Genomic DNA, 26,704 nt, shown 5'->3' with positions numbered 1-26,704 from the left:
GACCGTGAGCAGCATGCACGGCGCGGTGGTGGAGTCCATCGGCTCGGGCATCGCCCTGGGTCGCGTCACCGGCACCCTCGACCTCGACGAGATCGCGGCACACTTCGGCGTCTCCCGCTCCCTCATCCGCGAGGCACTGCGCACGCTCGCAGCGAAGGGCATGGTGGCGGCGCGTCAGCGTTCCGGCACCCGTGTGACCCCGGTGCAGGAGTGGGCCGCGCTCGACGAGCAGGTGATCCGGTGGCGCGCAGCAGGGCCGGACCGCTTCAAGCAACTGCACGACTCCCTCGAGATCCGCGAACGACTCGAACCCCTGGCTGCCCGTCGCATGGCGCTGAAGCAGGACGAGGAGTGGATCGCGGTCCTGCGGCGCGCCACACAGCAGATCGACCAGGCCGTCACCATGCGCGACCAACGCCTGATGGCGAGCGCCGACACCACCTACCACCGAGCCCTGTACCTCGGATCAGGGAGCGAGCTCCTGGCCGAGACCTCCGAGACCGTCCACGCTTGCCTGTGGATCCCCGACTTCCAGGAGGTCCAGCGGTTCAATCCGCAGACCCCGCAGCGCCACCGTCGGCTCACCCAGGCGATCGTCGACGGCCGCGCCGAGGCGGCAGAGGAGGCGTGCGTCGAAGTGATCATGCTGACCCGTTTGGTCTTCGCCTCCGCGCACGAGGAGATCGTGCGAGCACGTTCACGCTCGGCAGATCGACGACCTGCACCCCGCACCTGAGGCGACGGCTCCCTGGTTCGGAACCCCGACGAACAACCCCGACGCATGAGGCACTGACCACATCAACCCGTGGTGGCCACTGGCACAAAAGTGCCAGTTCAGGCCCAGCATTTCAGCAGTTCGCGCTCAAGCACGCCTGATGTCATGCCCATCTGGGCAGCATGCTGCCGATCAATCCCCCCAATGGGGTACCGTGTTCCATATCCGCGAAACCATGTTCCGCCCACTGGAACAGCCGCTGAACGAAGGAGCACGCGTGACCCTGGGTCCCTTGTCCGGTGTTCGTGTCATCGACGCCTCGACCATCCTCGCCGGCCCCCTGGCCTGCCAGATCCTCGGCGACTACGGCGCAGAGGTCGTCAAGATCGAGCACCCCACCAAGCCCGACGGCATGCGCGGACACGGCCCGGCCGTGGACGGCACCCCGATCTGGTGGAAGGAGGTGGCCCGCAACAAGCGCACCGTGGGCCTGAGCCTCTCCGTCCCCGAGGGTGCTGAGCTCTTCCTCAAGCTGGCCGCCGAGGCCGACGTCGTGGTCGAGAACTTCCGCCCCGGCACCCTGGAGAAGTGGGGCGTCGGTCCCGAGCAGCTCCACGCCGTGAACCCCGGTCTCGTGATCCTCCGCATCACCGGCTTCGGCCAGACCGGCCCCTACGCCAAGCGCGCCGGCTTCGGCACCCTGGCCGAGTCGATGTCGGGCTTCGCCCACCTCACCGGCATGCCCGACGGCCCGCCCACCCTGCCGGCCTTCGGCCTCGCGGACTCGATCTGTGGCATCGCCGCGTCGTCCGCCGTCTCCATGGCCCTGCTGGCGCGTGAGAAGAACGGCGGCAAGGGTCAGGTCATCGACATGGACCTGCTCTCCCCGATCATGACCGCTGTCGGCCCGGGCCCCACCGTGTACCAGCAGACCGGCGTCGTCGGCATGCGTCACGGCAACCGCTCCACCAACAACGCCCCGCGCAACACCTACGAGACCGCCGACGGTTTCTGGGTCGCGATCTCCACCTCCGCCCAGGCGATCGCCGAGCGCGTCATGGTCCTCGTGGGTCACCCCGAGGTCATCGACGAGCCCTGGTTCGCCGCCGGCAACACCCGCGCCCAGCACGTCGACGAGCTCGACGAGATGGTCGGCGGCTGGATCAAGCAGCGCACCCGCGACGAGGTCGTCGAGGCCTTCACCGAGGCCGGCGCCGCGATCGCCCCGATCTACTCCGCCAAGGAGCTCGTCGAGGACGTCCACGTCCGCGAGACCGAGATGCTCACCGAGGTCGACGACGCCGACTTCGGCCCGCTGCTCCAGCACAACGTGATGTGGCGCATGTCCGACACTCCGGGCTCGATCCGCTTCACCGGTCGCAAGCACGGCGAGAACACCGACGAGGTGCTCTCCGAGCTCGGCGTCGACGCCGACGCGCTGGCCGACCTGCGCGAACGCAACGTCATCCGCTGACCCCTGTGACGCCGGGGCCCCACTGACGGCCCCGGCGTCCCGCGGAGACGTCCCTCTCCCCACGCACCCCGCCCCTGCCCTACCCGAATAGAGGACAGATGACCGAGAACCCCACCGCCCTCCTCCTGGACGCCGTCGCCCAGGGCCTGGAGATCTTCGACCTGGGCCGCACGCTGACCGTCGGCATGCCCCAGTCGCCCAACCACCCCGCGTACTGGCACGCCATGCCGCGCCGTCACGGTGACATGACCCGTGGTGACGGTGGCTCGGCCGCCAACGACATGATCTCGATGGGCACCCACGTCGGCACCCACGTCGACGCCCTGGCCCACGTCTCCCAGGACGGCAAGCTGTACGGCGACGTCGACGCCTACGAGGCCCAGGTCGGCGGCAAGTTCATCGAGCACGGCGCCCACACCATCGCCCCGATGGTCCGTCGCGGCATCCTGCTCGACGTCCCCGGCACCCTCGGCGTCAACCGCCTCGAGCCCGGCCAGGAGATCACCGTCGACGACCTGAAGGCGACCATCGCCAAGCAGGGTGTCGAGATCCGCAAGGGCGACGTCGTCCTGGTCCGCTCCGGCTGGGGCCAGCACTTCGACAACGGCGACGGCGACACCTTCCGTGGCCTCTCCACCGGTGTCCCCGGCGTCTCCGACACCGGCGCGACCTTCCTCGCCGACTTCGGCATCCACGCCACCGGCGCGGACACCATCGCCTACGAGCAGCTCAAGCCCGGCGCCGGCCACGGTCTCCTCCCCGCGCACCGCGTCCTGCTCGTCGAGCGCGGCATCTACATCATCGAGGCCATGGACCTCGAGGGTCTGGCTGCTGCCGGCAAGTACGAGTTCATGTTCGTCATGAGCCCGCTCAAGTTCTTCGGCGCCACCGGTTCCCCGGTCCGCCCGCTCGCCGTGGTCGGTGCCTGAGCATGACGACCCCGTACACCCCCGCCGCTGACGCGCAGCCGCAGGGCAACCCGACCTTCGAGCCCGACGGCGGCCCGACCCTGGCCCAGCAGCTGGGTGCCTTCGCGGCACACTGCGCCGAGCACGGTGTCCCCGCCGACGTCGCCGCCTCGGTCGGCCAGCGCACCCTGGACGTCCTGGGCCTCTGCGTCGCCGCGCACCGTCTCCCCACCTCGGCTGCTGCCGTGGGACACGTCCTGGACCAGGGCGGCAACGCCCAGGCCACCGTCATCGGTGTCGAGACCCGCGTGAACGCCGCCCAGGCCGCGTTCGCCAACGGTGTCCTGGCGCACTCCCTCGACTACGACGACACGCACCTGCCGTCGATCCTGCACCCCTCGGCCTCCGTCGTCCCGGCAGCGCTCGCCGCCGCCGAGCACGCCGGTGCCTCCGGTGAGGTCGTCACCCGTGCGATCGCCGTCGGCCTCGAGGTCGCGGTCCGTCTGGGCATGGCCGGCTACGACGAGGAGCTCAACAACTCCGTCTTCTTCGAGCACGGTCAGCACGCCACCTCGATCACCGGCGCGATGGGTTCCACCGTCGCCGCCGCGATCTGCTACGGCCTGGACGCCGAGGGCATCACCAACGCCCTGGGCCTCACGGCCTCCATGGCGTCCGGCGTGATCGAGGCCAACCGCACCGGTGGCACCGTCAAGCGTCTGCACTGCGGTTTCGCAGCCCAGGCCGGCGTGACCGCCGCGCAGCTCGTCAAGCGTGGCTTCACCGGTCCCCCGACCGTCCTCGAGGGTCGCTTCGGCTTCTTCCAGGGCTGGCTGCACGGCCAGTTCTTCCCCGAGGCCATCACCTCCGGCCTCGGCACCGAGTGGTCCGTCCCGGGCATCTTCTTCAAGCCCTACCCGGCCAACCACTTCACCCACACCACCGTCGACGCGGGTCGCGCCTTCGCTGCCGCGGGCATCACGCCCGAGATGGTGGCCGAGGTCACCGTCGGTGTCGCCGGTTCCACCGCCCGCACCATCGGCGAGCCGATCGAGGTCAAGCGCACCCCGGTCACCGGCTACCAGGCCCAGTTCTCGGGTCCGTACGCCTTCGCCGCCGGTCTCATCGGCGGTGGCGGTCTCGCCACCGGCCTCGACGACTACACCGACGAGCTGGCCCAGGACCCCCTGCGCCGCGAGCTCATGTCGAAGGTCACCGTCGTCGACAACGCCGAGTGCAACGAGATCTACCCGTTCCAGTTCCCGGCCGTGGTCACGCTGAAGACCACTGACGGCCGCGAACTCGTCGAGAAGGTGCTCACCAACCGTGGCGGCCCCGCCCGCCCGCTCAGTGACGCCGAACTCGCGAAGAAGTTCTCCGACAACGTCGCCGGTCGCCTGGCCTCCGACGTCGCCGCGAAGGTGAGCACCGAGGTGCTCGCTCTCCAGGGCGTGGCCGACCTCTCGGCCGTCCTCGCTCCCCTGACCACCTTCATCCCGACCGATTCTGAGGAGTCCAAGTGACCGAGCTCGACCTCATCATCACCAACGTCCAGGTCGTCCTCCCCGGCCAGGCCGACGCGCAGACCGTCGACCTGGGCGTCAAGGACGGCAAGTTCGCCCGCATCGAGGCCAACCTGGACCAGTCGCTGGCCGCCAAGGTCGTGGACGGCAAGGGCCGCACCGCGTTCCCCGGCGTCGTCGACGCCCACCAGCACTGGGGCATCTACAACCCGCTCTCCGAGGACGTCCGCACCGAGTCCCGCGCCTCCGCGCAGGGTGGTGTGACCACCTCGCTGTCCTACATGCGTTCGGGTCAGTACTACCTGAACAAGTCGGGCGACTACTCGGAGTTCTTCCCCGAGGTGCTGGAGCTGACCGACGGCAACGCCGCGATCGACTACACCTACCACCTGGCCCCGATGTCGAAGTCGCAGATCGACGAGATCCCCGCGCTGGTCAAGGACCACGGCGTGACCTCGTTCAAGGTCTACATGTTCTACGGCTCGTACGGTCTCCACGGCCGCTCGGAGGACCAGTCCTCCTTCCTCATGACCCCCGAGGGTGAGCGTTACGACTACGCCCACTTCGAGTTCGTCATGCGCGGTGTCCAGAAGGCCCGCGAGGAGAACCCCGAGATCGCCGACCAGATCTCCCTCTCCCTGCACTGCGAGACGGCCGAGATCATGGCCGCCTACACCAAGATCGTCGAGGAGGAGGGCCAGCTCACCGGCCTCCCGGCCTACTCGGCCTCGCGTCCCCCGCACTCCGAGGGCCTCGCCGTCACGATCGCGTCCTACCTGGCGCACGAGACCAACCTGCCGACCATCAACCTGCTGCACCTGACGTCCCGCAAGGCCGTCGAGGCTGCGCTGACCATGGCCGCCGCGTTCCCGCACATCGACTTCCGTCGTGAGGTCACCGTGGGTCACCTCCTCGCCGACTGCGACACCGCCCACGGTGTCGGCGGCAAGGTCAACCCGCCGCTGCGTCCCCGCGAGGACGTCGAGGCGCTGTGGGGCTACCTGCTCGACGGCAAGATCGACTGGGTCGTCTCCGACCACGCGTGCTGCAAGGAAGAGCTGAAGTTCGGCAACCCGAAGGAGGACGTCTTCGTCGCGAAGTCGGGCTTCGGTGGCGCTGAGTACCTGCTCGCCGGCATGGTCTCCGAGGGTCGCAAGCGCGGTCTCTCCCTGGGCCGCATCGCCGAGCTGACCGCCCAGAACCCGGCCGAGCGTTACGGCCTGGGTCGCACCAAGGGTCAGATCGCCGTCGGTTTCGACGCCGACATCGCCCTGGTCGACATGGCCAACGAGTGGACCGTCCGCGCCGAGGAGTCCGTCTCCTCGCAGGAGTACACCCCGTTCGAGGGCGCCGAGCTGACCGCCAAGGTCACCGACACCTTCCTGCGCGGCACCCAGATCGTCACCGACGGTGTGGTTGCTGACCAGAACGGCGGCAAGTACCTCGCTCGCCCCACCGCCTGATCAGTTCTCCGAAGGGTCGTTGACCTGATCGGTGCCTGAGGCACAGAAGGCCCCCTCCCCGTACCGGGAGGGGGCCTTCGTCGTCATCCGGGCCTGGCGGCCGCCTCGGGTGGAGGATCACTGGCGTCAGGTGACAGCGATCCTCCACCCGAACGTCGGACAGGCGTCAGATCTGCGTCGTGGCGGGGTCCCAGACCACCGGAGTGGCTCCGACGACGCGACGCTCCTTGATCACGGTCAGCTTCACCAGTTCACCGTCGGTGAAGTGTTGCCAGACCCGGCTGCGGAGGTCGCCCTCGGGGCGGGTCATCTCGATGATCCGTTCGCCCGGGTTGTCGTGCCACCCGAACGCGAAGACGATCGCCTCCTCGTCGACACGCGAGGTGCTTCCCCACATGTTCGTGTTGTGGAAGCGGACGTCGTCGCCGGTGACGGTGGCCCGGTAGAAGTGTTCGTAGGGCTCCTGGCCCTCACGGAGGTAGACGACGCGCTCGTACCACTCGTCGCCGTCCATCCGTCCCTCCTGACGCGAGGCGAAGTGGTCGAGCACCTCCCCCGACGGAGTGAGGATCGTGTAGCTGCCCTCCCAGACGCCGGCAACCTTGGTGGTCAGGATCTCGTTGATGCTGGTCATGGGTCCTCCTGGGACTCGTACGGACGCGAATGTCGGCGTGGATGTGGCTGTCCCGTCCCACGTGGCAGCGCGGGACGGGACAGGATCAGGGGTGCCGTGGCGCGTCATCGGCGCCGGCCGGCTCAGATGAGCGCGAGGGCCTCGTCGAGCAGGTCGGCGTACACGACGGTGGAGAGGTCCACGGTCTTCTCGATCAGACCGGCCTGGGCGAGAGCGTCCTGCATGGTGTCCCACTGGGTGACGTCGGTCTTCATGATGTTGTTGCGTCCTGCGGCGAGGAACAGCGGACGGGCGACGTCGAGCTGGGCCTGGGCCATGTCGACGGTGATCTCGCGGTTGTACGTGCGGAAGTACTCGATCGTCTGCTTGTCGTTCTTCGGGTCGACGACGAACTCCAGGCCCCGGTAGTAGGCGGCGAGCACCTTCACGACGACGTCGCGGTTCTTGTCGAGCTCGTCCCGGGTGGTGACGAAGGAGTCGCCGGGCACCTTGATGACGGAGTCGAAGGACCAGGCGTGGATCTTGTGACCGGCCTCCTCCAGCGCCGTGCGCTCGGTCGCGGAACCGATCCACGCCACCACGTCGCCCTTGAGCGCGAACTGGTGGGCGGCAGTGCCCAGGCCGGTGACCTTGCGGTTGATGTCCTTGGGCTTCACACCCTGACGCACAGCCATCAGGTCGACCATCTGGTCGGTGGTGCCGCCGGCGGAGATGATGCCGACCGACTTGCCCTCGAGGTCCTTCATGGACTTCACCGGCTTCTCCGCCAGGGACTGCATCTCGAAGGCGGAGGCCTGCACGGAAGTGCCGAAGACGACGAACGGGGCGTCCTCGTTGGCGATCGTGATCATGGAGCTGAGCGGCTGGATGCGGCTGTACTCGCTCGACTTGGCCAGCAGCCCCTGGAGGGCCTGGGCGGTGCCGGTGGAGGAGACGAGCTTGCCGTTGATTCCGTACTCGGCCAGATATCCGGCCTCCTTGGCGATGATCTCGGGCGAGTTGCCCACCAGCCATCCCAGGGCCGACTGGTAGGTGCGGGTGACGCCGCCCTTGACGGTCTCCGCGTCATCGCTGCCGCAGGCGGTGAGCACGGACGAGGCGGGGAGGGCCAGGCCGAGACCCGCCGCGACGGAGAGGACTCCACGGCGCGAGATGCCGGTGGCGGGTGCGAGGTTCGTGGTCATGAGTGTGCTCCTGGGGGTGGGACGTCTGGACGGGCGGGCAGGCAGGTGGGCAGGACGGATCACTTGCTGGGACGCGAGGTCAGACGGACCGACTCGTGCCACGGAATGAGGACCTTCTTCAGCGACGTGGTCGCCACGTAGAGGACGAGGCCGTAGACGGCCATCAGCACGATCGCGCCGAAGAGCAGGTCGATCTGGAGGTTGCTCTGGAGGTTGAGCGCGTAGCGGCCCAGGCCCTTGTCGCCGCCGAGGTACTCGCCGACGATCGCGCCGATCGTGGCCAGCACGACGGCCTGCTCCAGCCCGGCGAGAATGTAGGCCATCGTGTGCGGCAGTTCGACCCGGGCGAACCGGAACCAGCGGCCCGCCCCGATGGAGGTCGCCATGTCCCCGTGTCCCTGCGGCAAGGACTGGATGCCGAAGGCGGTGTTGACCATCAGCGGGAAGAAGCAGACCAGCGCGGCGAGGGCGATCTTGGAGGATTCCCCGAAGCCGAACCAGAGCACGAACAGCGGTGCGAGAGCGACCTTGGGCGTCACCTGGATCAGCACCAGGAAAGGACGCAGGACGAGGTCGAGGATCCGGGACTTGCCGATCGCGAAGCCCGACGCGATGCCGATCGCTGCACCGATCAGGAGCCCGAAGACAGTCTCCACGAACGTCGTCCAGACGTGCTCGGTCCACACGTAGGGGTCGGTGATCTGGGTCTTCAGGGCCGCGAACACGTCGCCCGGGCCCGGCAGCACGAAGTGCGAGACGCCGCTGAGACGGACGTAGGCCTCCCAGCCACCGATGATCACGAGGGCCAGGAGCGGGGTGGTGACGAAGACCAACCACCGGTCGACGAAGGTGCTGGTGCGCTTCATGCGGACTTCTCCTCGGTCGCGTTCGGGGCCGGATCGTTCAGGGCCGGAGCGTCGTGGCCGTCGAGGGCGTCGCGCAGCAGGCCGGTGTAGCGGGCGAACTCGGGCGTCGCCATCACGTCGGCTCCTCGGGAGCGGGCCAGGTCGATCGTCACGTCGGCGACGACGCGACCGGGCTGGGCCTGCATGACGACGACGCGGTCGGCCAGGAAGACGGCCTCGGAGATCGAGTGGGTCACGAAGACGACCGTCTTCCGGGCCTCCAGCCAGATCCGCTGCAGCTCGAGGTTGAGGTTGTCGCGGGTCTGGGCGTCGAGGGCACCGAAGGGTTCGTCCATCAGCAGGACGCCGGGGTCGTAGGCCAGCGCCCGAGCGATCGCGACCCGCTGACGCATGCCGCCCGACATCTCGTGCGGCAGTTTGTCGGCGGCGTGGGAGAGCCCGACGAGTTCGAGCATCTCGCCGGCCTTGGCGGTGCGGGTGGCCTTGGCGACCTTGCGTGACTGCAGCGGCAGGGCAACGTTCTCCAGTGCCGTGCGCCACGGCAGCAGGTTGTGCTCCTGGAACACGAAGCCGACGTCGGCCAGCGCCTTGCGCCGTTCGGACGCGCCGCCGGTGACGCTGCGGCCGTCGACGGTGATGGTGCCTCCGCTGGCGGTCTCCAGACCACCGATGGTGCGCAGCAGGGTGGTCTTTCCGCAGCCGGAGGAACCCAGCAGGGCCACGAACTGGCCCGCGCCGATCTCCAGGTCGATGCTGCCGAGCACCGGCGGAGTGCCGGAGGGGCCGAAGCGCTTGGTGACTGAGCGCACCGCGATCGATGTCATGGGCGACCTCTCGGGGGGACGGGGTTGTCCGGGCGCGGCGCCGCCCCTCCGGGACGCGTCGCGAGGATGCGTCGGGAAGTGGGGTGGGACGACGTGCCGGGCACGGGACGGGGAGCAGCACCGCCCGTCGAACCCCTTGCGGGGGCACTGTGTCGTGGGTCACTTCGGGGCGGTACGTTCCGTAGTGTTGTCCGCGCCACACCAGACGAAAAGGCTTCATCGAATTGTCAGACTTAATCCCCCCCACCGCCTCTGACAATGACCTCCTCCCCCGCATCCAACGGCCGCTCCCCCCGGCCAGGCACGAGGTCCAGGGCATGCACGGACGCCTCGTCGAGGCGATCGGCAGCGGCATCGCACTCGGCCTGGTCACCGGTCTTCTCGATCTCGACGAGATCGCAGAACGCTACGCCGTGTCACGCTCCTCGATCCGTGAAGCACTGCGGACCCTCGCTGCCAAGGGCATGGTCGTGGCACGCCCCAAGAGCGGCACCCGCGTCACGGCCCCCGAGGAGTGGGCGATGCTCGACGAGCAGGTGATCCGATGGCGCGCCGCCGGGTCGGAACGGTTCACCCAGTTGCACCACTCGCTCGAACTGCGCGAGCGCCTCGAACCCCTGGCGGCACGACGCATCGCAGTCGCGGGATCACCCGAACACGTGGCAGCTCTGCAACGCGCGACGCGGGCGATCGCTGCTGCGGTGGATGCCAATGACTCCACCGCGATGATGCACGCCGACACCGACTTCCACCGGGCCCTCTACCTGGGCAGCGACAACCCGCTGCTGTGGCAACTGGCCGGCACCGTCCACGCCTGCCTGCGGGTGCCGGACTTCCTGCGCTTCGAACGCTTCTCCCCGGACACGTTGCCGCGACACGAGGAGCTCTTGCACGCGGTGGAGTCCCGCGACGCCGAACGCGCCGAGGACGCGTGCGAGCGACTCGTCGCACTGAGCCGCCGACTCTTCACGCAGGCGCACCACCAGTCGGTGGAGACGGCTCGCCTCAGTCGACCCACCCAGTACGACGGGAGAGTTCCCGAGTGACCTCGAGCAACGCGTCGCGACAGGCGTCGACGTTGGCGACGAAGCGTTCGCGCGGACCACAGACGGAGATGACCGCAATGGCGTTGCCCTCATGGTTGCGCACGGGTGCAGCCACCGAGGCGGCACCCTCCTTGCGTTCTGCGACCGAGATGGCCCAGCCGCGGTCACGGATCTGGTCAAGGTCGGCGCGGATCGCGTCGACGTCGACGATGGTGTCCGGGGTGATGAGTTCGAGCTGCGCGTGGTCGAGGTAGGTGTCGATCGTGGCTCGCGGCTGGAAGGCGAGCATCGCTCGCGAGGAGGCGCCTGCGTGGAGCGGGTACGGCTCCCCCTGGGTGACCGACATGATGACCTCGCGGTCAGGCAGCACCTGGTCGACGTAGATGCGCGAACGCATACCGAGCGGCACCGACAACGTGGCGGTCTCGCGGGTGCGCTGGCACAGGTCGACGAGTTCGAGGCGAGCCATGGCACGCACGTCGATCCCGTCCAGGTAGGCGAGCCCCAGCCTCATCGCGGCGACTCCGAGGGAGTAACGGTGGGTACGGGGGTCCAGTTCGACCAGCCCACGGCCACGCAGTGACGCGAGCACGCGGTGCACCGCCGCCTTGGGCATGGAGAGTGCGGAGGAGATCTCGGTGACGCCGAGGTCGCGACCTCCGGCTGTGGCGAAGTGCATCAGGACGTCTGCCGCGCGTTCGACAGTTGCGATCGTGGCGCTCCCCGACGGAGCCCCCTCTGCCTTGGCCAACTCCGTGTCTCCCCTCACTCCCAACGGCTATGTTTCATTCTGCGGAACTATGTTCCATCTTCCCATGAAACCGTCTCGGACACACGAACAAGGAGTCCTCTCTTGTCGGACGCATCACAGGTCCTGTCCACTGCCGACAACGCCGGCGAGGTGACTGCCGTCGTGCTCGCCGCGATCCCGGTCGGAGTGCCCACTGCGGAGGACTTCCGGGTGACCACCCTGCCTGCCGCCGAGCTGGGCGAGGGCCAGGTGCGCGTCGAGACCCTCGACCTCTCCCTCGACCCCTACGTGCGCTCCACGCTGGGCGGTCGCCACCTCGGCGACCGGATGACCGACGTCGGCGACGTGATCCCGGGCAAGTCCGTGGCCCGCGTCGTCGAGAGCCGGTCCGCAGACCGCGCCGTGGGCGACCTCGTCCTGGCAGACACCGGCTGGACCAGCTCAGCCGTGCTGGCTGCCGCCACCACCACCCCGGTCCGTGTGCCGGCCGGCGTCGCACCCTCCGCAGCACTGGGCGCCCTGGGCATGCCCGGCCTCACCGCCTACGCCGCACACGTGCGTCACATCGCCCCGCAGCCCGGCGAGACCGTCCTCGTCGCCTCCGCCACCGGCGGAGTCGGTGCCGTTGCCGGTGCCCTGGTCAAGGCCGCCGGCGCCCGCGCCGTCGCGATCGTCGGCAGCGCCGAGAAGGCCCGCGTCGCCGTCGAGGAGCTCGGCTACGACGCTGCCGTGCTGCGCGGTGACGACCTCGCTGACCAGCTGCAGGCCACCTGCCCCGACAAGGTGAACGCCTACCTGCACATGGGCGACCAGGCCACGATGGACGTCGTCATGGAGCACCTCGCCATCGGCGCCCGGGTCTCCCTGATCGGCGTCCTCGACCAGTCCAACGGCGCCGCCCCCACCCGCGTCCGCGCCGGAGCGATCATGGCCGCGCGCGCCACCCTGCACGGCATGGTCGTCTACGACCACTTCGACCTGGTCGGCGAGCAGGTCGACGTGGTCGGCCGACTCCTCACCGAGGGAGTCATGCCGCTCTTCGAGGACCGCTACGTCGGCCTCGACCAGGCGCCGCTCGCCTTCTCGAAGATGATGGGCGGCCTGAACGTCGGCAAGGTCGTCGTCCAGGTCCGGTCCGCCTGACGCGCTGCTTGCCCGACCGCCGTCCCCTCTCCACGGAGCACCCATGCGTCCCACCGCCGCCCTGTCCGCCTCGCTGAGCCTCGTGCTCGGACTGACGACCGGGGCGGCGTTGGCGCTCCCGGCCACAGCCGCTGCCCCGGTCCCCGCACCGGTCGTCGACGTCGCGTTGCCGCAGTCCTCGAACCCGCTACTCCCCACCGTCCTGGGGGCCACCACGGACGGGATCTGGGTCGTGGATCCGGGCACCGAGTGGTCGCGCCAGATCCATGCCCACGGCACCGCCGGCCGAGTCACGTCACCCGACGACGGACGGTTCGCAGAACTGGGCCAGCTCGTGGGATCTCACTGGATCAGCTCCACCGGAACCGGCTTCCGATGGTCGCGGGTGGAGGACCGCAGCGCGGGCGAGCAGAACTGGTTCCAGTCGGTGACTCCCCCGCAGCACGACGCGATGGCGGCCGTACCGGGACACGTCGTGGCGCGCGGACCATGGGTCGACGGCTCCCGCGAGACGCTCGTCCTCTCCTACTCGACGCCCGACTCCTCCACGAGTCGCCCGCTGCCGAGCACCCGCAGCGGCTACGTCGACACCGTCAAGGTCGTGGACGAACGCCACGCCGTGGTCCGTCACGAGGACGGCGTGGACCTCGTCGACCTGGTCGCGATGACGGCCCGTGCCCTGCCGGACGGCTCGGAGTCCGACGGCACGGAGGTCTGTGCTTCGCCGCGATACGGCAGCACACCCGGCTTCTCCGTCAACACCACCCCCGAAGGCACCCGCCTCGCCTGGACGGTGCGCGACGAGTCCGGCACCTACGTGTGCTCGTCCGACATCGACGACGCGCCTGCCGCAGACCGCCTCGAGGTCGACGTCCTGCGCTCGAACGACGAGCGCGTCCGCGACGTCGTACGCAGCTTCTCGACGGCGATCCCGGTCGCCGGCGGCGTGGTGATCGCTCCCGAGGCCCCCCGGACGAACGGCAGTGACAGCAGCGTCGTCTTCGTCGGCAACGACGGTGGTGTGCGCACGCTCGCCGACTGGGCGACGACGGTGGTGCCGCTCGACGACGGCACCCGAGTCGCGACCGTCGGCCTGCGCGACGGCGTACCGACGTTGGCCCGTCTCACGCCGCTCAGCGGAGCGGTGGAATGGCTGCCGTCAACCTGGCCTCGCTCCGCACAGGTCCAGCACCTGGCAATATCGGGCGACCGGCTCTCCGTCACGGACGACCGCCTCGCCTCGACATCCGCGTCGGCCTACACGGTCACCCCGGAGGGCGCCTCCGCGCCCGAGATCCTCGCTGCGGACGCCCAGGGGATCGTCCTCACCGGGCGTGACGCCTCGGGTGATCCCGTGCAGGTCTGGAGCCCGAAGCAGGGCGCATCACAGATCCGAACCTCGGACGGTGTGCGCGACCTGGGCAGCGGCGGTTCTCCTCGCTGGAGCCACACCGACGGCCGGTGGGCGCTCACCAGCGGTCGTGTCTTCGACGTCGCCGCCGGAGCCAGCACCACCGAGCCCATGATCTTCACGGGCCTCCAGCAGGGCGTTGCCTGGCGCATCGAGCGTGGCACCAGCGACCTCGCCCCGGCCCGCCTGGTGCTGAGCGACGTCGCCTCGGGCCGTTCTGTGAGCCACCCCGCTCCGCAGTGCGGGGCGCTCTTCGAGGCTCAGGTCGCCGGGTCGATCGCTCTGGCCCAGTGCTCGACCTCGCAAGGGTGGGTGTCGGTCGTGAAGGACCTGCGTTCGCACGGCGACTGGACCGTCCTCGACGTTCCCGAGACCGACCTGTACCTGGGGAACGGATTCATTCTCGGCGTCCCCCACGACTCCCCCGCCGAACAGCTCAGCCCGTGGTGGATCCCGACGAACGACCTGAACGCCGAACGACGAACGATCTCGGTCCCCTCCAGCATCTGGGGCCACCCGGTGGCCGTCACGACCGACGCGACCGCCTCTCCGTCGTTCGCGTTCGTCGTCAGTCAGGGAGTGGAGGCCACCGTCCGGGTCGGTTTCCCCCAGGTGAGCACGACTCCCGCGATCACCGTGTCCACCGGAACCACCCGCCCCGCGCGTCCGGCCGGCATGGAGGTGCAGGTCGGCGAGAACGCCGCCCGCGTCCTCTGGGACGCTCCCTCGCAGGAACCTCCGGTCGCCAGCTACCGGGTCGAGGCCGTCATCGGCAGCGCCGTGGTCGCGTCCGTCGACCTGCGTCCCCAGGACGTGGAGCGGACTCGCGAGGGTCGCCTGAACGTCGAGCTGTCGTTCCCGTACGTGGCTCCCTGGTCCACGGCGACGTTCCGGATCACCGCGACCAACGAGGCCGGGTCCACCGCAGCGGTCGTCGAGGACGCCCGCCGCAACTTCGCCCCGGCCGCACCGACTGATCTGTCAACGCGTCTCACCCCGGACGGCCGCACGATCGTTGCGTGGTCCTGGGACCGCGGAACAGCCCCCAACTCGCGGGTGGGCCTGCAGGACCTCGTCGGCTTTGACGTCGCCGTCGACGGCCTGACCCGCAACCCGACCCGGATCGGGGCGGGAGTGCGCGAGTTCACTCTCCCCGCCTCCTTCCACGGCAAGCTGACCCTGACCGTCCTGGCGCGCGGCACCTTCGAGGTCTCGACCTCCGCCCCGCTGGTGGTCACCGTGCCGCGCGTTCCGCAGGTCGGCCACGCCGACCACCCGACGCTCAGTCTCGCGAAGGTGGTCACCGGTTCCGGGGTCTCCGCCCGCGTGAACGCCCGCACCGCCACCACCGCCCGCGTGGACGTCCAGGTCCGCACCACCACCGCCACCGGCGCCTCCGGACGGTGGACCTCGCCTGCGTCCTTGCAGAAGCTCGCCCTGACGCGAGGCGCCCGCACCGTGCCCCTGACAAAGATCGCCACCGGCGCCCAGGTGTGCCTGCGCACCCGTGCGCGGGACGACTTCGGCAACGTCTCTGACTGGTCGGACCAGACCTGCACGGTCCGCGCGTTCGACGACCGTGCCTTCACGCCGCGCTCGCGCCAGCGCACCGTGAAGGCCAAGGCGACGCGTCTCGCCGGCAAGAAGTACGCAGCCGGCACCGCCACCCGTCTGGGAGCCACCGGCGCTGCCGGACGACACACCGTCCTGGACGGCCCCCGCACCAACGGCCACGCCGGCTGGCTGGTCGCCACCACCTGCCCCACCTGCGGCAAGGTGCGCGTCGAGATCCGCAGCGGTGCCGCGACCACGACGTCGAAGGTGATCGACCTGCGGTCGAAGAAGACCAAGCACCAGGTGCTCAAGTCGGTACGTGGCCTCGGACCGCTGAAGAAGGGCACCGTCCGGATCATTCGGGTCAGCGGCAAGCCGGTGATCGACGGGATCGCCCTGCACCGCTGACACGCCAGCCGGTTCCCCGCTACCGCCCGCTGAACTCGTCACCCTCGGCCCACCGCCCATCGCGCTGTGATGGACGACATAGGTCGAGGGTGGCGAGTTTCGCAGTACCTGACGAGTCGAGATCGCGTCCTCCCTAGACTTGGCCGCATGGCTATGGGCGTGTGTCGAAGTGACGAACTGCGCTCCTCGCGCCCAGTCTGGGACGCCGTCCTGAACGGCCCCGCCCGCCCGGCGGCCAAGAGCTCACTCGCAGCGGACGACGCGGTCTTCCCCTCCCTTCCGTGCAGCTCGTTGGCCTGGACCGGAATCCGCTCCGCCGCCACCGCCTTCGACACCGCGCTCGAACTGCTGGGTGACCCCGGCGAACCGTTCGACACCGAGGTCCTCGACCACCTGCGCGACGCGCTGGTCCACGCCTCCCACGCAATCACCGTGCTGGCCCCGGCGCGCGCACGCCGGGTCGACCACGCCCTCCGGATGGCATGGACCGCCTACTCGGGCGCCGACGGACACAGCGCCTCGCTGGCGACCTACGCCCCGTTCCCGGTACCCCTGGTGGTCCGCGAGGCGGAGTCACTCCTGCGCAGCCGCACCTTCGCGGCGACCCCGCGCTGGACCGACACCTCCTCGGTCCGGGTTGCGGCGAACCTGATGATGCAGCGCGTCGCAGACCCCGAGCTCTTCGAGGCGACGGCGCGCTTCCTCTGGGAGAGCACCCCCGAGGAGCTCCACCTCGCCGTGCGCGACGACGCCGTCACCTGCGCCGAGAGCGTCTTCGCCACCATCACCCACGCCATTTCTCTGTGGCAACGACGCAGCCGACCGGCGCCGAGCGTTGCAGAGGCCATCGAAGCCAGCACGGCCCCACAGCGTTCCCTGTTCACCCGCACACAGACACCGGTGGACGCCTTCAACACCCAGGCACAGGGCCGGCGACGTCTCGCCCTGCGGTGATGACACCCCCATTCGGGTGCATTTCCGCGTGCCCGCGCATGACATCCTCGCCACACTGACGTGTGACGGCCAGGCGTCGCCGGGGTTACCCCTGCGTACGAACCAAGGTGCCGCTCGCGCGCACCCACGGCCTAGACTCGTGGGAACCGCGGCCGGAACGGGGACCTCCGGTCGCACACCGCGGACTGCTCGTCCGAGGCCAGTCGGAAACCACTCTCGGAGGACCCCCAGTGACCGTCAACGACCTCACCGCACGACGTGAAGCACGGGAGGCCACGCGCATCGCCAGCGCCCACGCACGTTCCTGGCAGCTCGTCTCGGCCATGCACCCCGACGTCTTCGACGCCGCCCACCTGGGGCACGCCGACCAGATCATCCTCGACGTCGAGGACGCGGTCGACGACTCCCAGAAGGCCCAGGCACTGGAGAACGTCGTCGACTGGCTGCGTGGCGGCGGCACGGCCTGGGTGCGGATCAACGACGTCACCACTCCGTTCTGGGCCCAGGACCTCGAGGTCCTGGCCGGTGTTCCGGGCCTGAGCGGCGTGATGCTGGCCAAGACCGAGTCGGCCGGCCAGGTGACCGAGACCTACGAGCGCCTGGGCCGCGTCGTCCCCGTGATGGCCCTGGTCGAGTCCGCGCTCGGCATCGAGGAGGCCAACTCGATCGCCCGCGCCGAGGGATGCTTCCGTCTCGCGTTCGGCAGCGGCGACTACCGCAAGGACACCGGTGCGGCCAACGAGCCGATCGCGATGGCCTACCCCCGCACCAAGCTGGTCCTGGCCTCCCGCATCGGCGGTCTGACCGGACCGGTCGACGGCCCCACCGTCGGCCCCGTCAGCAAGGCGACCCGCGAGCAGTCCTCCGACGCCGTGACGCTGGGCATGACCGGCAAGCTCTGCCTCAACAACGAGCAGCCCGAAGCCGTCAACCGCTACTTCACCCCGACTCCGGCCGACATCGAGTGGGCCCAGGCATTCCTGGCCGAGTTCGAGGCCGCCGGTCGCGTGATCCGTGACGGTTCGGACAAGCCGCGCCTGGCGCGTGCCCAGAAGATCGCAGAACGCGCCTCGGTGTACGGCGTCGCCACCTTCTGAACCGTGTGACGACCCGCTGACGTGGCCAGTGGCCCGGCGCCCTTCCTGAGCGGAGTGTGCGCCGGGCCACACCTGTCGGAACTCCTCCCCTGCCTCGGGTACGCCGTGCCAAAGTTTCCGGGAGTGTGGATCGTCGTCTCCCCCGGACGTCGACCCGCGGGAGCCCCAGGAGCATCGTGAAGCACGCATCCCCCCAGCCCGGATCCATGCAGTCCGGCTCTGAGCCCGTCATGGGCCCGACGGACCTGTTCTTCTCCACCACCGACCGTCGTGGCGTGATCCGCCAGGGCAACTCGGTCTTCGCGCGGGTCTCGGGGTACCCGCTCGAGCACCTGCTCGACGCGCCTCACAACATCGTGCGCCACCCCGAGATGCCCGCCGGCGCCTTCCGCCTCATGTGGGACTACCTCGAGGCCGACCGCACCGTCGCCACCTACGTCTGCAACCTCACCGCCGACGGTGGCCAGTACTGGGTGTGTGCCGTCGTCTCCCCGCTGGACGACGGCTTCCTCTCGGTGCGGGTCGCGCCCATGACCACCGGCCTGACCCTGGTCCGCGAGGTCTACGACGAAGCCCTCGCGATCGAACGGGACGCCACGACCGGCGGCAAGAACCGACGCCAGGTCGCAGAGATCGGACGTGCTGCGATCGTCGCCGCACTCCAGCGTCGCGGTTTCGCCGATTACGACGCCTTCATGCAGGCCGCGCTGGTGGGTGAGCGCACCACCCGCCAGAGCCTGACGTTGACCGCACACCAGCGCCCCGATGCGACCGGCGAGGTCGCCCGGATCCTCGACGGCACCCGTGAGGTCGCCTTGGTGCTGGAGGACCTGGTGCGTTCCCTGACGACCTACCAGAAACTCTCGGCCGAACTCGCGAAGGCCACCGAGGGCACGCTCGCGCTGACCCAGCAGATGGCAGCCTCCGTCACCGCTGCGCAGCAGGCCTCCGCCTCGGTGGCTGACCGGGCCCCCGTGCTCGCCAACGTCGCCGCGGTGATGTCTGCGCCGATGACCGCAGCCGTCGACGATCTGCGCGACCTGTCGCAGACCTTCCAGCGTCTGCACCACAGCATCAACGACATGCGTTTCCAGATCGCGCTGGCCGCCACCTACACCGACATGGCGTCGGGCTTCGCCGCCGAGGCGTGGGACGGGCGCGCCCCGCTGGAGTCCCTCAGCGCGGTGCCGCTGCTGGTCGATGTCGCCGACGCCTGTGTCACCGACATGGCCCACCAGGTCCGTCAGGTGAACTCCGACCTGCACGCCGTCTCCGCACTGGTCCGCGCCTCCATCGACCAGTTGGAGGAGTTCCGTCGGATGATCGGTCGCTGGCGGCAGTTGACGTTGCGGCACGCCGCGACGGCACTCGCCGACCAGGTCGAACCCGTCGATGCGGCCGTGGCCCGCACCTGGCTGAGCACCGAACGCCTGGTCCAACTGAGCCAGCGATCCACGGACGCGATCCTGCCCTTCGACGACGCGGCCCTGCACCGTCATCTGGCTTCGATGCGCGTCAACGTCGCCGGCTGATTCACCTGACGCCGCCGAGCCGACCCCGGCTCGGCGGCGTGTTCGGCGTCATGGCAACCTGCGGGGGCTGTAGCACTCACTTCCCCAAGGTTCGGTATGTCTTCCCCTTCCCCCCTGCTCCGTCGCGGCGCGCTCGGTCTGACCGCGGCTCTCCTCGCACTCTCCCTCTTCACCACACCCGCGCATGCCGCGAAGTCGCCCAAGGCGAAGGTCGACCGGATCGAGGTGCTGCAGCGCAGCGCAGCCGTGAAGGTGCCGGTCCTGGCCAACGACCTGCGTCTGGGGAAGCTCCGCAAGGTGAAGCTCAAGGCCAGCGGCACCGCCCGGATCAAGCTCAAGGTGGTCAAGGTCAAGGGCGTTCCACACCTCAAGGTGCGTCCGGCGAAGTCCACCAAGCCCGGCAAGTACAAGGTCGTCTACACGGCCCGCACTGCCGCCGGCATGGTGACGAAGTCCAAGCTGGTCATCACCGTCGTCACTCCCGCCCCGGCCGGAGTGCGGACCGACGACGGCGTCCTCGACACCGTCGCTGAGTTCACCGAAGCGCTCACTGTGGCTCCCGAGTACGACGGGGAGATCACCTACGACCGCAAGAACTACAAGCACTGGAACGCCGGTCTGCTGCCCAAGGACGGCTGCGACACTCGCCGTGAGGTGCTGCTGGCCGAGGCGACGATCCTCCCCGCCGTCGGCACCAAGTGCGCACTCACCGGCGGCCAGTGGATCTCGGCCTACGACGGTGCCGTGATCACCGATGCGGGCAAGGTCGATCTGGACCACATGGTTCCGCTCAGCGAGGCACATGACTCCGGCGCCTGGGCATGGGACGCCGCCCGCCGTGAGGCGTACGCCAACGACCAGGGTGACCCGCGTTCCCTGGTGGGCGTCTCGGCGACGTCCAACCGTTCCAAGAGCGACCGGGACCCCGCCGAGTGGATGCCGCCCCTGGCCACGGCCACCTGCCGCTACCTCTCGGACTGGGTCGCCACGAAGTACCGCTGGTCGTTGGCGCTCGACCAGGCCGAGAAGGCCTCGATCACCTCACACACCGCCTGCGCGGCCACCGAGGTCGCGCCGGTCACGGTCGTACCGAGGCCCGAGGCAGGCGTCACCGCGCTGCGCTGACCCCGACCTGGGCGCTGGCCCCGGCCTGGGCGAGGGTCCGGGTCAGGAGACGACGCAACGCGACGTCTGCCTCCGCCGGGTGCTCGGGGTGCCACTGGACCCCGGTGACCGGGAGATCCACGCCGACGACCGCCTCGACCACCCCGTCGGGAGCGGTCGCGGCGACACGCAGCCCTGCACCAAGCCGGTCGACGGCTTGGTGGTGGGTGCACCGCACAGCACGCCCGGCCTCCACGGCCGTGGCCAGGTCGGCATCGTGCACGGTGACCTCGGTGCGGGCGAACGGGTCGACGCCCCCGGCCCGGTGCAGGTGCGTGGTGGGCAGGTGCTGCACCAGCGTCCCGCCAGCAGCGACGTTGAGGAGCTGGTGTCCGCGGCAGATCCCCAGCAGGGGGGTGGCGTCGGCGAAGCAACGACGGACGACGTCGAGCTGCACTGCGTCGGAGACCTCCTCGTGGTGTCCCTGCTCCGGGTAGCTCGCCGCCCCACCGTAGAAGCGCGGGTGCACGTCCTCGCCACCCATCACGACGACGGCATCCGCCCTCGCGTACGCCGCGTCCACGACGTCCGAGCCCACCTCGGAGGTGGCCAGCAGCTCAGCGGTGGCACCGAGCCCGTCGAGCACGGCCAGGGTGGCGTCGTTGAGGGCGTCGAGCTCAACCTGGAAACCGGGGTCGTGCGGCCGCGCCGTGCGCAGGTGGAGGACGAGGACATGGGGGTGCGTCATGGTCTGCCTTCGGTGGTCGTGGGGGCAACACGCGGGATTCAACCGTGCGGAGATTTCACGGATGTGTCACAGGTGCGGGGACTCGGGCACCGTCTGGTTCACCAGGTGCGTCCTGACTGCTGCGGGGGGCGTCCGGTGACGGCGCTCTGGTCACGAGCCTCCTGCTGGACCTGCTGACCTCGTGCGTTGCGGCCTGCGATCTCCTCGGCGCGTTCCTCGGCCGTGCTCTCGCTCGGCTGCGACGCAGGAGTGGCCCCCTGCCCCAACTTCTGGGTCAGGCGTTCGCTGGCCGCGTCACGGCGTTCCTGCTCGGACCCGGACCCGCTGCCCGTGCCGTCAGCAGACTCCTCACCCTTCTCACGTTCCTCGCCGTCATCGCCCTCTCCGGGTTCACCCTCGCCCGGCTCCCCCTCTCCCTCTCCTTCGGCGGGCTCACCGTCACCGGGCTCACCGTCACCGGACTCCTCCTGCTTCTCACCGGAATCGTCGGCAGGCTGGTCGCTCTGCTCCTGACCGGGCTGAGCCGGCGCCTCGTCCTCGGGCGCCTCCTCGGCTGCCTCGTCACCTGCGTCCTCTGATTCCGACTCGGCCGAGCACCCCTCAGCACGCGCCAGCACTCCTTGGGCTTCGCGGTAGTGCACTGCCGCGCCCTGCTGGTCCGCGGCTACCAGCGCGTCTCCCCACGCCTCCAGCGCCACGGCCTGGTTGACCAGCACCCGACAGCGGGCCTCGTCGGGCACCACGGCGGCGGCGCGGGCGAACTCCTCGACCGCACGGCGCCACTGGCCACGGTCGTGGGCGACGATCCCGAGGTTGTAGGGCGCCACCCAGCGTTCGGTGACGTCGAAACGGTCACTGAGGCCGTACCACCGCTGGGCTGCGTCGAGGTCGCCGGCACGCCAGGCACGTTCCCCCAGTGCGTTGGACGCCGTCGTCACGGTGCCGATCCCGATCACCACCCCCAGTACGACGGTGCCGACGCCGGCTGCGATCCGGGCACGTCGGCGTCGTCCCCGGGCGGTGGGATCGGTGCGGTCCAGGTCCGTGCGCGGCACCCGTCGCGTCTTCGGTCGCGTCATCGTGGGGTGGGCTCCTTCATGCTTCACGGCGCACCTCACGCAGGTCCCGCACCGCGAGCACCATCAGGTGCACCAGGAACGGGAACGCGCCCAGCGCGATCCACCAGTGGTATTCGGCCCCGGCTTCGAGTTCGCTGCGCGTGCGGTGCTCCGCCGAGGCGAACTCCGGGAGTTCTCCGCCGTCGGTGCGGTGCAGGTACGGCGCACCGAGGTCGGCGGCGATGGTGTTCAGGTTCTTCTCGTCGATCTTCGACAGCTGGACCTCCCCGTCCACGGAGACCTGTTCGGTCTCCCCCGGCGCCACCGGCATCGGCGCGCCCTGCTCGGTGCCGTACCCCAGCACCAGCGCCCCGTCCACGAGGTCGGCAAGTTCAGCGAACGACGACGGAGCAGCGCTCTGGGTCTGTTCACCGTCCCCGGCGTAGACCAGGTAGCGCTCATGATCGGGGTCGGCCGCCTGCATCGCGGTCAGCAACTGGCTCGTGAGGTCGACGGCGACGGAGACGTCGGACCCGGTGGCCTTCACCGAGGGACGCCATCCGACCGAGCGCAGGAACGAGCCGACCGCTGTCGCGTCGGTGGTGGTGGGCACCGCGACCCGGGCGTCGTCGTCGAAGACCACCACCGTCACTTCGGCTCCTCGTGTGGCCGTCACCAGGGCAGCGAGGTCGTCGCCGGCGGCCTCGATCCGGGACCGTCCCCCAGCGGCGTCGAGCGCCGCCATCGACGCGGTCCGGTCGAGCAGCACCACCAGGTCGGTGGTGCTCGGCACCGGCACCTCGACCTGCTCGGTGGCGGTGGGTCGCAACCCGATCCCGACGACGGCGAGGGCCACCAACAGCCGGGACAATGCCGCACCGCGTTCGACTCCGGCGAGGGAACGAGCCAGTGCGACCGTGCACCACAGGGCCGTCGGGGCTGCGAAGGCCAGGACCACCCATTCCGGGTTGAGGATCATCGGCGCACTCCTGCTCGGTGGGACGGGGACCTACGGGTGAGCGAGGCACCGAGCAGCCCGACGACGACGAGGAGTGCTCCGGGAGCCACCCGGTCGTAGCTGCGTTGACGGGCCTCGGTGAGGATGACGCTCTTCTGCTGACTGGTCACGGCCTCGGCGATCACCACGCTGGTGGTGTCGCTGGTGGGGTCCAGGACCAGCACGTCGCCGCCGGTGCGGGCAGTCTCGGTGCGCAGTTCGTCGGTCGCGACGGGAGTGTTCCCGGTGGGGACGACGCCGTACACCATCACGCCGTTCTCCATCGCCACGTCAGTGGCCTGGGCGAGCGTGTAGACGGCGTCACCGGAGACGAGGTTGTCGGTCGCGAGCACGACGGTACGTGAACGCTTCTCGTCGCGGCGGTCGAAGTGGGTGGCGCAGCTCGCGAGGCCGTCGCCGATCAATGACGAACCGGACCTCTCGGCCCGCGTGCCCGCCAGGTCGCCGTCGGCCAGTTCGACGCGTGCCCGCTCGAGGGCGGCCCGGACGTAGTCGTAGTCGTCGGTGAGCGGGAACGACGTCACGGCGTTGCCGTCGAACATCACCAGAGCTAGGCGTTCGCCGTCCAACGTGTGCGTGAGTCGGGTCCACGTGGTCAGGACGTCATCGACCACCGGCTGCATCGAACCGGAGACGTCCATGCAGAGCACGACGTCGCGGTTGCGCATCTCCTCGGCGTCGTCGTCGATCCCGACCCACCGGGCGCTCAGCAGTGCCACCCCGAGCACAGCGAGCACGAGGCAGGCGACCTCTGCAGTGCGGTGGCGCGTCTCGGCGCGGACCAGCGTCGCGAATCCCGGCAGTGCACGGACGCGGTCGAGGGAGGCGGCGGGCACGTCGGCGCTCGCGCCCGAGGAACGGCGCACGAACCACGCCACTGCCACGGCGAGTGTCGCCACGACGAGCACTCCGGCACCGACGGCCGGCTGGAGCAGGCTCACACCCATCGCTGCACCACCTCACGCGCACGACGGTGGACGTCATCGACGTCGAGAGGGCTCCGACCGTCGAAGAGACCGGGCCTCACGTGCTCGAGAAAGGTCACCACGGCGTCGAGCCGAGGGTCCTTGACAGCGGCACACCGCAGGGCGGGCAGCGTCGTGTAGTCGGCGTCGCCGTCGGAGACCACTCCCACGAACCGGCGTACCTGCGCACTCATCTCCTGCACCGCACGACGAGGATCGGGTTCCTGGTCGCGGATCGCGTCCAGGGCCTGCGTCGTCAGGGCACGCAGGCTCTCCAGCCCTCCCGCGGGTGCGGAGTCACGCGCGCCACGCAGCACGAGCCGGGTGCGCCACCCCAGGGCGAGGAGCGCAAGCACGGCGAGCGCAACCGTGATCCACCACCACGCCGAGTACCCGGCGGGCGGGTTGAGGGCAGTTCCCGAAGCTCGCAGCACGTCAACGACGTCCACGGCGACTCCTCTCCATCAGGTCGATCACGGCAGGGACTGCGCCGTCAGCAGTGGTGACGTGCACGTGCGGCACCGCCAGGCGCAGCAGCAACGCGGTCCGGGCCTCGGCGCGCGCCGCATCAGCCGCCGCGACCTCGGTGGCCAGCGCGGCACTACGGGCAGCGAAGCGCGGGAACACCCCTCCGGTCCCGACGTCACCGACGGTGTGCCCGGCACGTCCCGGAAGGGTCGGGTCGACGTCCCCCAGGGTGACGACGAGGAGGTCGTGCTGGGCCAGGAGGCGTCGAAGGCGGGACTCGAAGGCGTCGTCGGGGGTGACGTCGCCGAGGACCAGCACCATCAGCGTCCGGCGTCTCGTCACCACAGCAGCGTGGTCGAGGAGGTCGCCGGTGCGTTGTGGTGCGGCGTCCGGTCCGCTGGATGCCTGGACGAGCTGCAGCATCCGTTCGAGGTCGAGTTCACGGGTGCTGGGTCGTGTCACCGTCGGTCCCTCGGCAGTGACGCAGACCAGTCCCACGTAGTCGCCGTGTCGGGTCGCGACCCACCCCAGCAGTCCGGCGACGGTGATCGCGAGCTCGGACTTCGGGTCACCGCCGTGAGGTCCCCAGGCCGCGAGGCCGGCGAACTCGCGTCCGGTGTCGACCACCAGCAGCACCGTGTGCTTGCGGTCGGCGACGTACCGCTTGACCAGCAGGTCACCGTGGCGGGCCGAGGCCTTCCAGTCGACGTCGGCGACGTCGTCACCGGGGACGTAGGCACGCAGGTCGGCGAAGTCGAGGCTGCGTCCGGCTGCCACCGAGGCGTACTGGCCGTCGAGCAGACCGGTGACGCGGCGACGGGCGTGGAGTTGGGCGCGGGTCTTGACCCGGGTCAGCAGGGACACGGATCAGGGGGTGGGGACGGCGGCGAAGACGGCGTCGACCACGGCGTCCGGGCTCACCCGCGCAGCGGAGGCCTCGAACGTGAGCAACAGCCGGTGGCGCAGCACCGCGTGGCGCAGTCCTACGACGTCCTCGGGCAGGACGTGGTCGCGTCCGGCCAGGACCGCGGCGGCACGGGCGGTCTGCAGGAACGCGATGGAGGCGCGGGGGCTGGCACCGTGCTCGACGTAGCGGGCCGTCTCCGAGGCCAGGAACGCACCCGGGTTGCGGGTGACGTTGACCAGCTCGACGATGTAGCGCCGCACCGATTCCGCGACGTGCACGCGGGAGGTGACGTCCTGGAGGAACACGACGTCGTCGAGGCTGGCGACCGGACCACCGGAGGGGGCGCTCAGGGTGCCGTCGGCGATCCGGCCGAGCATCTCGGTCTCCTCCAGCGGCGTCGGGTAGTCGAGCACCTCCTTGAGGAGGAACCGGTCCATCTGCGCCTGCGGGAGGACGTAGGTGCCCTCCTCGTCGATCGGGTTCTGGGTGGCGAGCACCAGGAACGGGTGCGGCAGCAGATGGGTGTGTCCGCCGATCGTGGTCTGGCGTTCCTGCATCGCCTCGAGCATCGCCGACTGGGTCTTGGCCGAGGAACGGTTGATCTCGTCGAGCAGCACGAAGTGGGCGTGCACCGGGCCGAGACGGGTCTCGAACGAGGTGGTCGCGGGGTCGAAGACCTGGGTGCCGAGGATGTCGGAGGGCAGCAGGTCGGGGGTGCACTGGATGCGGGAGAACGACGCGTCCACGGCCCGAGCGAGCGTCGAGGCCGAGAGGGTCTTGGCGAGACCCGGGACGGACTCCATCAGCAGGTGCCCGCGCGCCATCACGGTGATGAGCAGGCTGCGCAGGAGCCCGCGCTGGCCCACCACGGTGGCCGTGAACGCCTCCTCGACGCTCCGGGTCACGGCCACCGCACGCTCGAGTTCGGCGGGGGTGATCGGTTCCATGT

The 26,704-nt window shown here is 69.8% G+C and carries 24 protein-coding genes; 12 read left to right on the top strand and 12 right to left on the bottom strand.

The window, feature by feature from the left end; all coding sequences use genetic code 11:
- The first annotated feature begins 13 nt into the window (after positions 1 to 13).
- The 5 genes from EOV43_RS07070 to EOV43_RS07050 all read left to right on the top strand — a co-directional run bounded on the left by EOV43_RS07070 (position 14) and on the right by EOV43_RS07050 (position 6,083).
- The gene (locus EOV43_RS07070; RefSeq protein ID WP_239022292.1) at positions 14 to 736 is read left to right on the top strand and encodes a FadR/GntR family transcriptional regulator; all 723 of its coding nucleotides are present in this window, start codon (positions 14 to 16) and stop codon (positions 734 to 736) included.
- Positions 737 to 992: 256 nt separating this feature from the next.
- Positions 993 to 2,189, top strand: a complete 1,197-nt coding sequence (locus EOV43_RS07065; protein WP_128220505.1) for a CaiB/BaiF CoA transferase family protein — start codon at positions 993 to 995, stop codon at positions 2,187 to 2,189.
- Positions 2,190 to 2,287: 98 nt separating this feature from the next.
- Positions 2,288 to 3,118: a cyclase family protein gene (locus EOV43_RS07060; protein ID WP_128220503.1), complete on the top strand. Its 831-nt coding sequence runs from the start codon at positions 2,288 to 2,290 to the stop codon at positions 3,116 to 3,118.
- A 2-nt stretch (positions 3,119 to 3,120) separates the two neighbouring features.
- A complete protein-coding gene (locus EOV43_RS07055) occupies positions 3,121 to 4,620 on the top strand; it encodes an MmgE/PrpD family protein (protein ID WP_128220501.1) in 1,500 nt (499 codons plus the stop codon).
- Positions 4,617 to 6,083: a dihydroorotase gene (locus tag EOV43_RS07050; protein ID WP_128220499.1), complete on the top strand. Its 1,467-nt coding sequence runs from the start codon at positions 4,617 to 4,619 to the stop codon at positions 6,081 to 6,083. Before EOV43_RS07055 ends, EOV43_RS07050 begins: the two co-directional genes overlap by 4 nt.
- Before the next feature lie 166 nt (positions 6,084 to 6,249).
- Here the strand turns inward: EOV43_RS07050 and EOV43_RS07045 are convergent, their stop codons facing one another.
- The 4 genes from EOV43_RS07045 to EOV43_RS07030 form a co-directional block, all read right to left on the bottom strand.
- The gene (locus tag EOV43_RS07045; protein WP_128220497.1) at positions 6,250 to 6,717 is read right to left on the bottom strand and encodes a DUF3598 family protein; all 468 of its coding nucleotides are present in this window, start codon (positions 6,715 to 6,717) and stop codon (positions 6,250 to 6,252) included.
- Between the two features lie 122 nt (positions 6,718 to 6,839).
- Positions 6,840 to 7,901 carry an ABC transporter substrate-binding protein gene (locus EOV43_RS07040; RefSeq protein WP_128220495.1) on the bottom strand — a complete coding sequence of 354 codons (1,062 nt, stop codon included), beginning with the start codon at positions 7,899 to 7,901 and terminating at the stop codon, positions 6,840 to 6,842.
- Between the two features lie 59 nt (positions 7,902 to 7,960).
- Positions 7,961 to 8,767, bottom strand: a complete 807-nt coding sequence (locus EOV43_RS07035) for an ABC transporter permease (RefSeq protein WP_128220493.1) — start codon at positions 8,765 to 8,767, stop codon at positions 7,961 to 7,963.
- Complete coding sequence (locus EOV43_RS07030) at positions 8,764 to 9,591, bottom strand: ABC transporter ATP-binding protein (RefSeq protein ID WP_128220491.1); 828 nt, start codon at positions 9,589 to 9,591, stop codon at positions 8,764 to 8,766. Before EOV43_RS07030 ends, EOV43_RS07035 begins: the two co-directional genes overlap by 4 nt.
- 317 nt (positions 9,592 to 9,908) lie before the next feature.
- On the opposite strand from EOV43_RS07030, the gene EOV43_RS07025 reads away from it, so the two are divergent.
- Positions 9,909 to 10,637, top strand: coding sequence for a FadR/GntR family transcriptional regulator (locus EOV43_RS07025; protein ID WP_128220489.1), 729 nt, complete (start codon positions 9,909 to 9,911; stop codon positions 10,635 to 10,637).
- Here the strand turns inward: EOV43_RS07025 and EOV43_RS07020 are convergent.
- Entirely contained in the window at positions 10,597 to 11,406 is an 810-nt protein-coding gene (locus EOV43_RS07020; protein ID WP_277745808.1) for an IclR family transcriptional regulator, read from the bottom strand. The genes EOV43_RS07025 and EOV43_RS07020 overlap by 41 nt on opposite strands.
- An 84-nt stretch (positions 11,407 to 11,490) precedes the next feature.
- Here EOV43_RS07020 and EOV43_RS07015 point away from each other — a divergent pair, with 84 nt between their 5' ends.
- The 6 genes from EOV43_RS07015 to EOV43_RS15565 all read left to right on the top strand — a co-directional run bounded on the left by EOV43_RS07015 (position 11,491) and on the right by EOV43_RS15565 (position 20,612).
- On the top strand, positions 11,491 to 12,531 hold the full coding sequence (locus tag EOV43_RS07015) for an MDR family NADP-dependent oxidoreductase (protein ID WP_164878776.1): 1,041 nt from the start codon (positions 11,491 to 11,493) through the stop codon (positions 12,529 to 12,531).
- Between the two features lie 43 nt (positions 12,532 to 12,574).
- Positions 12,575 to 15,904, top strand: a complete 3,330-nt coding sequence (locus EOV43_RS07010) for a hypothetical protein (RefSeq protein WP_128220483.1) — start codon at positions 12,575 to 12,577, stop codon at positions 15,902 to 15,904.
- 147 nt (positions 15,905 to 16,051) lie between these two features.
- On the top strand, positions 16,052 to 16,858 hold the full coding sequence (locus EOV43_RS07005) for a hypothetical protein (RefSeq protein WP_128220481.1): 807 nt from the start codon (positions 16,052 to 16,054) through the stop codon (positions 16,856 to 16,858).
- 230 nt (positions 16,859 to 17,088) lie between these two features.
- Positions 17,089 to 17,955 carry an HpcH/HpaI aldolase/citrate lyase family protein gene (locus tag EOV43_RS07000; protein ID WP_239022257.1) on the top strand — a complete coding sequence of 289 codons (867 nt, stop codon included), beginning with the start codon at positions 17,089 to 17,091 and terminating at the stop codon, positions 17,953 to 17,955.
- 176 nt (positions 17,956 to 18,131) lie between these two features.
- Positions 18,132 to 19,487, top strand: a complete 1,356-nt coding sequence (locus EOV43_RS06995; RefSeq protein WP_128220479.1) for a PAS domain-containing protein — start codon at positions 18,132 to 18,134, stop codon at positions 19,485 to 19,487.
- 96 nt (positions 19,488 to 19,583) lie between these two features.
- Positions 19,584 to 20,612, top strand: a complete 1,029-nt coding sequence (locus EOV43_RS15565) for an HNH endonuclease family protein (protein ID WP_206611416.1) — start codon at positions 19,584 to 19,586, stop codon at positions 20,610 to 20,612.
- Here EOV43_RS15565 and EOV43_RS06985 read toward each other — a convergent pair.
- The 7 genes from EOV43_RS06985 to EOV43_RS06955 all read right to left on the bottom strand — a co-directional run bounded on the left by EOV43_RS06985 (position 20,596) and on the right by EOV43_RS06955 (position 26,702).
- Positions 20,596 to 21,339 (bottom strand): gamma-glutamyl-gamma-aminobutyrate hydrolase family protein, encoded by a 744-nt coding sequence (locus tag EOV43_RS06985; protein ID WP_128220477.1) that lies wholly within the window; start codon positions 21,337 to 21,339, stop codon positions 20,596 to 20,598. The genes EOV43_RS15565 and EOV43_RS06985 overlap by 17 nt on opposite strands.
- Positions 21,340 to 21,437: 98 nt before the next feature.
- Positions 21,438 to 22,418, bottom strand: coding sequence for a hypothetical protein (locus EOV43_RS06980; RefSeq protein ID WP_128220475.1), 981 nt, complete (start codon positions 22,416 to 22,418; stop codon positions 21,438 to 21,440).
- Between the two features lie 16 nt (positions 22,419 to 22,434).
- The gene (locus EOV43_RS06975; protein WP_128220473.1) at positions 22,435 to 23,376 is read right to left on the bottom strand and encodes a vWA domain-containing protein; all 942 of its coding nucleotides are present in this window, start codon (positions 23,374 to 23,376) and stop codon (positions 22,435 to 22,437) included.
- A complete protein-coding gene (locus EOV43_RS06970) occupies positions 23,373 to 24,356 on the bottom strand; it encodes a vWA domain-containing protein (RefSeq protein ID WP_164878777.1) in 984 nt (327 codons plus the stop codon). The genes EOV43_RS06975 and EOV43_RS06970 overlap by 4 nt, the downstream gene beginning before the upstream one ends.
- Entirely contained in the window at positions 24,353 to 24,829 is a 477-nt protein-coding gene (locus tag EOV43_RS06965; protein ID WP_128220469.1) for a hypothetical protein, read from the bottom strand. The genes EOV43_RS06970 and EOV43_RS06965 overlap by 4 nt, the downstream gene beginning before the upstream one ends.
- The gene (locus tag EOV43_RS06960) at positions 24,816 to 25,712 is read right to left on the bottom strand and encodes a DUF58 domain-containing protein (RefSeq protein ID WP_128220467.1); all 897 of its coding nucleotides are present in this window, start codon (positions 25,710 to 25,712) and stop codon (positions 24,816 to 24,818) included. The genes EOV43_RS06965 and EOV43_RS06960 overlap by 14 nt, the downstream gene beginning before the upstream one ends.
- Positions 25,713 to 25,715: 3 nt before the next feature.
- Complete coding sequence (locus EOV43_RS06955; protein WP_128220465.1) at positions 25,716 to 26,702, bottom strand: AAA family ATPase; 987 nt, start codon at positions 26,700 to 26,702, stop codon at positions 25,716 to 25,718.
- Between the last annotated feature and the right edge of the window lie 2 nt (positions 26,703 to 26,704).

Source organism: Nocardioides yefusunii, from assembly GCF_004014875.1.
Taxonomy (GTDB): domain Bacteria; phylum Actinomycetota; class Actinomycetes; order Propionibacteriales; family Nocardioidaceae; genus Nocardioides; species Nocardioides yefusunii.
The sequence above is the reverse complement of the archived record's forward strand: the minus strand, read 5'-3'. Positions and strand labels throughout refer to the sequence as shown.

Coding starts and splice junctions, on each gene's coding strand:
- EOV43_RS07070 (WP_239022292.1), top strand. CDS start 14: ATGCACGGCGCGGTGGTGGAGTCCATCGGCTCGGGCATCGCCCTGGGT.
- EOV43_RS07060 (WP_128220503.1), top strand. CDS start 2,288: ATGACCGAGAACCCCACCGCCCTCCTCCTGGACGCCGTCGCCCAGGGC.
- EOV43_RS07055 (WP_128220501.1), top strand. CDS start 3,121: ATGACGACCCCGTACACCCCCGCCGCTGACGCGCAGCCGCAGGGCAAC.
- EOV43_RS07045 (WP_128220497.1), bottom strand. CDS start 6,717: ATGACCAGCATCAACGAGATCCTGACCACCAAGGTTGCCGGCGTCTGG.
- EOV43_RS07040 (WP_128220495.1), bottom strand. CDS start 7,901: ATGACCACGAACCTCGCACCCGCCACCGGCATCTCGCGCCGTGGAGTC.
- EOV43_RS07035 (WP_128220493.1), bottom strand. CDS start 8,767: ATGAAGCGCACCAGCACCTTCGTCGACCGGTGGTTGGTCTTCGTCACC.
- EOV43_RS07030 (WP_128220491.1), bottom strand. CDS start 9,591: ATGACATCGATCGCGGTGCGCTCAGTCACCAAGCGCTTCGGCCCCTCC.
- EOV43_RS07025 (WP_128220489.1), top strand. CDS start 9,909: ATGCACGGACGCCTCGTCGAGGCGATCGGCAGCGGCATCGCACTCGGC.
- EOV43_RS07010 (WP_128220483.1), top strand. CDS start 12,575: ATGCGTCCCACCGCCGCCCTGTCCGCCTCGCTGAGCCTCGTGCTCGGA.
- EOV43_RS07005 (WP_128220481.1), top strand. CDS start 16,052: ATGGCTATGGGCGTGTGTCGAAGTGACGAACTGCGCTCCTCGCGCCCA.
- EOV43_RS15565 (WP_206611416.1), top strand. CDS start 19,584: ATGTCTTCCCCTTCCCCCCTGCTCCGTCGCGGCGCGCTCGGTCTGACC.
- EOV43_RS06985 (WP_128220477.1), bottom strand. CDS start 21,339: ATGACGCACCCCCATGTCCTCGTCCTCCACCTGCGCACGGCGCGGCCG.
- EOV43_RS06980 (WP_128220475.1), bottom strand. CDS start 22,418: ATGACGCGACCGAAGACGCGACGGGTGCCGCGCACGGACCTGGACCGC.
- EOV43_RS06975 (WP_128220473.1), bottom strand. CDS start 23,376: ATGATCCTCAACCCGGAATGGGTGGTCCTGGCCTTCGCAGCCCCGACG.
- EOV43_RS06955 (WP_128220465.1), bottom strand. CDS start 26,702: ATGGAACCGATCACCCCCGCCGAACTCGAGCGTGCGGTGGCCGTGACC.